4 protein-coding genes and 1 pseudogene are annotated in these 5,898 nt (G+C 61.4%); 3 read left to right on the top strand and 2 right to left on the bottom strand.

The features are described from left to right. The 3 genes and pseudogenes from ABY454_RS11915 to ABY454_RS11905 form a co-directional block, all read left to right on the top strand. Positions 1–485, top strand: a pseudogene (locus ABY454_RS11915) (hypothetical protein); the annotation flags it as partial. Positions 486–587: 102 nt separating this feature from the next. Then, the gene (locus tag ABY454_RS11910; protein WP_372930943.1) at positions 588–2,339 is read left to right on the top strand and encodes an amidohydrolase; all 1,752 of its coding nucleotides are present in this window, start codon (positions 588–590) and stop codon (positions 2,337–2,339) included. A 12-nt stretch (positions 2,340–2,351) separates the two neighbouring features. Beyond that, positions 2,352–3,713: a carbohydrate porin gene (locus ABY454_RS11905; protein WP_372930942.1), complete on the top strand. Its 1,362-nt coding sequence runs from the start codon at positions 2,352–2,354 to the stop codon at positions 3,711–3,713. Between the two features lie 17 nt (positions 3,714–3,730). Here the strand turns inward: ABY454_RS11905 and ABY454_RS11900 are convergent, their stop codons facing one another. Then, positions 3,731–4,495: a DUF2189 domain-containing protein gene (locus tag ABY454_RS11900; protein WP_372930940.1), complete on the bottom strand. Its 765-nt coding sequence runs from the start codon at positions 4,493–4,495 to the stop codon at positions 3,731–3,733. Positions 4,496–4,600: 105 nt separating this feature from the next. After that, positions 4,601–5,875, bottom strand: a complete 1,275-nt coding sequence (locus ABY454_RS11895) for a carbohydrate porin (protein WP_372930938.1) — start codon at positions 5,873–5,875, stop codon at positions 4,601–4,603. Positions 5,876–5,898 lie beyond the last annotated feature (23 nt).

Genomic DNA, 5,898 nt, shown 5'->3' with positions numbered 1-5,898 from the left:
GCGCGCGCAAGAAGGTGGACATGCCCGACGGTGCGTCGATCTTCGAAACGAGCGGCCCGTGGGAAAACTTCGCCACGCCGTCGCGCGATTTGCGCTTGCTGATCGCCATGGACGTGGTGCGCAACTTCCCCGACCGCGTCGCGCGGCGCCCGGAGCGTTACGCGATGCCCGCCGGCAAGAGCCCGGAGGAGGTCAAGGCGCAGCTAGAGGACGTCCTTCATTCGGAGCTTGCGGCGCGCAAGTTCTCCTATAAACGCAGCGACGGCTCGTCGTGGACCTTGACGCTCGATGACCTGCTCGTCCGCATCGGCGATCTCGAGATGGCTTACAACATCAACGATTGCGCCGAGGTGCGTTGGGGAGCGCTGGAAGGCAGCGAGGAAGCGTCGACCTGCAAGCGGCGCGCGCCCGCGGCACAGACCAAGAAGATGGCGTCGAAGTACCGTCCGTGGTTCACCGAGCGCCGCCGCCCGCCGCGCGGCTAAGATTTTTTTCGGAACGCCGCAATTCGACAAAAGCATGACTTGGCGCGGCCTCCTCGTCTGATACGCTCGACATGATCGGCTGGAACAGCGGCGGAGAGTGTCATGGCATCAGCCCAATCGTTTGCGCGGCTTGCAACTCTTACGCTAGGCGTCGTCATAGGCTGCGTGCAGGCATTCGCAGGGGACAACCACGCGCGCCTCAACGGCACCGCCGACTACGCCTTCATCAACGGCAAGATCTATACCATGAACGAGGCACAACCCTGGGCGGAGGCGGTGACCGTCGAGGGCAATAAGATCACCTATGTCGGTGACGCCTCAGGGCTCAAGGAGCAAATCGGATACGACACGGAAGTTGTCGACTTGGGCGGCAAGATGATGCTTCCCGGCTTCGTGGACGGCCACCTCCATGCTGTCGCTGGTGGTGTCATTGCCAATGGCGTCGATCTCCAGACCGACGACAAGGCCGAGTTGATGCAGCGGATCAAGGATTACGTCAAAGACAATCCAGACAAGAAGCTGATTCATGGCTACGGGGTCCGGTTGCATATTTGGAACGACGATTGGCCAACCGCGGCGATGCTGGATGAGATTGAATTCGAACGGCCCGTGTACCTCTGGGCCATCGACGGGCATAAGGCGTGGGTGAACTCGAAGGCGCTGGAACTCGCAGGGATCACCAAGGACACGCCTGAGACGGTTCCTGGCTTCAGCTTCTTTCAGCGGGACGATGACGGCAATCCCACGGGATGGGTTGTCGAGATCCCGGCGCAAATGCAAGTTCTCTCGGCGCTCCTCGATATCGACGCCGATTATGTTGCCGATGGCGTTGCTGAGTGGCTCCCCAAATTCGCCGCGTCGGGAATCACAACGGCCCATGATTACGGCATCCAAGGGCTCTCCATGAAGGAGGGCTTCGATCTCTTCAAAGAACTGGAGAAGGAGGGGCAGCTGCCTATAAGGGTGCTCGGTGTCTACTACTGGAACGATCCCGACATCGATCCCGTGCCGATCGTCCAGCAGCTTTCGAAGGATGTCGACACGCCTTTGATTACGGCAAACCGCATCAAGGTGAACATGGACGGCGGCGACGATTCCTACAGCGCCTTGTATGTCGACGGCTATAGCGACAAGCCCGATCTCAAGGTCGATCCCATTATCCCCTACGATGTCTTGAACGATGTCATGACGCGCGCTGATGCGGCGGGCATCGACGCCGTTTGCCACTGCTTCGGCGACCTTGCGGTGCGCAAGTTCTTGGACGCGGTCGAAGTCGCGAGCGAAGCCAATCCCGCACGCGACCGCCGCAATGTCGCCAGCCATGCCACGCTTGTTCACCCGGACGACTATGGCCGGTTTAAGAATCTCAACGTGACCTACGATTCGTCGGGCAGCTGGATGTCGCGCGACCCACTCATTCGCGACGTCACAACGAAGCGGCTTGGCGCGGAGCGGGTGGGCGGCATGTTCCCGATGAATGCGATTGCTGAGGCTGGCGGGAACGTCTCGCTTGGATCGGATTGGCCCGCGTCCGGTTACGTCTCGGAGTACCGTCCGCTTTACGCCATCCAACGCGCCATGCTGCGCCAGATCGACCCGGAGCAGCCACCGCTTGGTGGAAAGGAAGCGCAAGTGCCGCTGGAGCGTGCCTTGAAGGCCCATACGCTGGGCGCAGCCTATGGCATGGGCATGGAGGACGAAATCGGCTCCATCGAACCTGGCAAGTTCGCCGATCTCGTCGTGCTGGAGAAGAACCTATTCGACCTCAATCCGGAGCAAATCGGCGAGACCGATGTCGTCTACACGATGATGAACGGCAACCTCACCTATGACGCGACGGCGAAGGGCAACTAAAGGACCAGGACATTGGCGGGCCGGGGCTGGATAGGATCGGGGGCCTTTCTTTTCGCCATCGTCGGCTGGTGTACCCCTCCGGCCGCACAGCAGCTTTCCGCGGGTCCAGACACTGTCGAACCGCTGCCGCCGGTCAACGCACGCAGCAACGTCTCCAAGATCGGGCGCAGCCCAACAGACGAAAGCCACCAGCTCGAGCGGGACGCGCTTGCGCGCCAGGCGAGTGCCCGCGATCCGTTCATTTTGGAGCAATGGTACGGCGTCAAGGATCGGCTGAAGGCGCGGCATAATTTTGAATTTGGCCTCGCCTATACGGCTATCTCCCAACATGCCAGCGAGGACATCATCGGCGGCGCCCGCGGGGTGGCGCTGCTGTCGCGGCTCTACGACTATCTCGACCTGTCGCCTCCGGGTGTCACGCCCACGAAAAACGCGGCCGGCGGCATCTTCGAGTTTCAGGGCAAGTGGATGGTCATCGGAGCTGATACGCCAAACAACGGGTTTATCGGATTCTCGGTCGAAAGCCGTCATACGCTCGGGACGGAGATTCCTCCGCAGAACCTGTTTCTCGATGCGGGCGCATTCTGGCCGACGGCAACGGCTTTCAACGAATTCGATCTGTCCGTCGTCTCACTCTATTACGAACAGTATTTCGCGGACGGTGCCGCCGGCATTCGCGTCGGCAAGATGCTTCCGTTTACGATCTACGACTATATGAGCTTGAAGAATCCCAAGACGGACTTTTCCAACGCCGCGTTCAACCTCAACCCTGCCATCGGTTGGGCTTCCTTTGGATTTGGCGTCGCCGGCGTCCTCCGCCCAATCGAACCGGTCTACATCGTCGCGGGCATCCACGACATCAATGGCGGTCCGAACAAAGGCATCCAATCGTTCTTCGAGGACGAAGAATACTTCAAGGCCCTCGAGATCGGCTGGGATACTGCGTTGGACGTTGGCAACGGCAACCTCCACGTCTTGTTCTGGGACACCGATGCGCGGACATCCACCAAGACGCCCGCATCGCGAGGCTTCACGGTGGGAGGCGAGCAGCAGTTCGGCAGACTGCTTCCCTTTGTCCGCTACGGGTATTCGGAAGGCGGCGGAACGCCGCTACGGCATCTTGTGGCCGGCGGGCTGGGCTTCAAAAAAATCTTCAACAGGCCGAACGACGTTATCGGTGTGGGCTTGAGTTGGGGCGAGCCCATCGCCAGCGAGATCTTTGCCAATCAGAAAGCCTTGGAAGTTTACTACCGTGTCCATCTCATCGACGAGATCGCAGTTACCCCAAGCGTTCAGTACGTCAAGGATCCGCCCCTCAATCTTGTGCAGGACGAGCTTTATCTCGTCAGCATCCGTGGACGCGCCGCGTTCTGAAGCGCAAGGCATCGCCCCTAGTGGTCCGGGACCAGTTCCCGGTAGGCACGCCAGGTCGCCAGACCCAGCCAGGGGAAGATCACGATGAATGCGATGAACCCCGTCGCCGCGGAAATCAGAACCAAAACCGCGATGATCACGGCCCAAAGGGTCATGGGCCAGAAATTGTCCGCGACCGTTCGCACGCTGGTGACGATCGCGGCGAACACGCCTGTCTTCTGATCGAGCAGCATCGGCGCGGCAATGACCACCGCGCAATAGGTGAGATAGGCGATTGCGCCGCCGATCAGCGTGCCGGTGAGGAGCATGGTCTGCCCGTCCGGCGTGCCGATCGCGTACTCGACGAAGTCCTCCACCGTCCGGTGCAACTGATAGGTCGACAGGCCATAGACGATCTGCGCGATGCGCCCCCACAGGAGATAGATCAGCACCAGAAACAGGCCGAGATAAGCGAGATCGACCCGAACGGCCGAGCGGACATAGAGCATCTCGCCGAGCGTCGGCTTCTCGCCCCGCTCGATCTGCCGCCCCGCCTCGTAAAGGCCCATGGCGAGCATGGGCGCCACGAACACGAATCCGACCGTCAGCGCCAAGACCCAGAACTCGGCGTCGGAGACCACGAGCGCGTAGCACAGCCCGAAGCTGATCAATGCCATGATGAGCCCATAGACGAGGCACGGACCTGGTGCCTTCCACAAATCGCTCCATCCGCCCGCGAGCCAGCAGAACGGCGCCTTCATGCTGACTAAGGCGACCTCGGGCAGTCCACCAGATGCGCTCATGGCAATTCCCCCTCGAATTTTGCGGGAGGTTTTAGCATGGTTGTACGGAAGGGCTCCTTAGCGTCTGACGCATGTCAGAGAAATTCGCCCCTTTGAACCGCGCGCCTACATGTCGAGGCGCGCGCGCAAGCCGAACACCGCGACCTGATCCTGATCCGGATTGAGCGCGGGGTTCAGCAGAAGCTGGGCGTCCGCGGTGATCGCGATATTGTCGGAGAACTGATAGCGGTAGAACGCCTCCAGCGTGGTCTGATCGGGCAGCCCCGCGACAGCCGGCGCGTTCCAAGCGGCCGCGAAACCCAGCAAATCGCGATAGCGCGGAAGGTAATAGAGAAAGCCGCCGCTGACGGCGGTGTTGTAGAAGGGCGCGGCACCGTCCGACCAGCCTACGCGTACGAACGGCATGAACACGTCGTCAATGGTAACATTGGCCGAGACGACCACGCCCTGGCTTTCGGGCACGCCGGCTTCGACTCGCTCGTCCACATGCCAGGCACCCACATGGACGTTAGTGAGAAAGCGCTCATCGCGCGCGGGCGTCCAGCCGAGCTCGCCATAAGAGAAGAACTCGCTGCCGTCAGGGAAAAACGCGACTTCGGTCAAGGAGCCATTCGCATCCGTGACGAGTCCCTTGGCGAAGATCTGGTCCGTCAGCATCGCCCCGGCGCCAAAACCGAAGCCTTGGTCGGGGAGGGCGATCGTCGGGTTCACGAGCGTGGACAGGTTGAGAAATGTCGTGCGCTGATTGGCGTAGCCGAGAATGTCGATGTAGTCGGTCGGATCAATCCGTCCGGCGACGAAGCCCGCCCTGCCGTCCGAGAGTGCCTGCTCCCAATAGATCGTCGTCAACGAGGGGCCGCTGTCGGAGAACGTCGTGCCGGTGATGCCGAGATAGCCGATGTCGCCGCCAAGCTGTGCGGGCGTCAGCTCGGTCCACAGCTCGTGCCGCTGCTCCAGGAGGAACACCAGCGAGCCGGTGTGGCCTGTGTCGCGCCCGAGCAAAGCCCATTTGCCGAACATGCGCACGCTGCCGCTGGAGGCTTGATCCTGGTTCGTGAGACTGTCCGTGGCTGACTGGTAGAGCGCCTGATAGTCGAGCCCGACTTGTAAGCCCGAGACTTCCCGCAAGCGTTCCAGGCTGTTCTCCGCCGGATCGAAGAAGGAGTCGATGCCCGGACGGCGAGACATCGTCCTGCGCTGCGCGGCATCTTCCTCCAGTTGCGCGCCGACCGACTGCGGCCCGCCGAGCCCCGCTTCCGCCGCACCGCGCAAGATCGCGGCCCCGCTCTCAGCTTCATCATCCCCGTCCTGCGCCCAAGCGGGGACACTCGGCAAACCGGTAAGTGCCACGATGGCCAAGACGGAAAGGGCGCGCGACATGGCTAGTGCTGCTCTCCAACATG

This window comes from Methyloceanibacter sp., assembly GCF_041573655.1.
GTDB lineage: Bacteria > Pseudomonadota > Alphaproteobacteria > Rhizobiales > Methyloligellaceae > Methyloceanibacter.
The sequence above is the reverse complement of the archived record's forward strand: the minus strand, read 5'-3'. Positions and strand labels throughout refer to the sequence as shown.

Coding starts and splice junctions, on each gene's coding strand:
- ABY454_RS11895 (WP_372930938.1), bottom strand. CDS start 5,875: ATGTCGCGCGCCCTTTCCGTCTTGGCCATCGTGGCACTTACCGGTTTG.
- ABY454_RS11900 (WP_372930940.1), bottom strand. CDS start 4,495: ATGAGCGCATCTGGTGGACTGCCCGAGGTCGCCTTAGTCAGCATGAAG.
- ABY454_RS11910 (WP_372930943.1), top strand. CDS start 588: ATGGCATCAGCCCAATCGTTTGCGCGGCTTGCAACTCTTACGCTAGGC.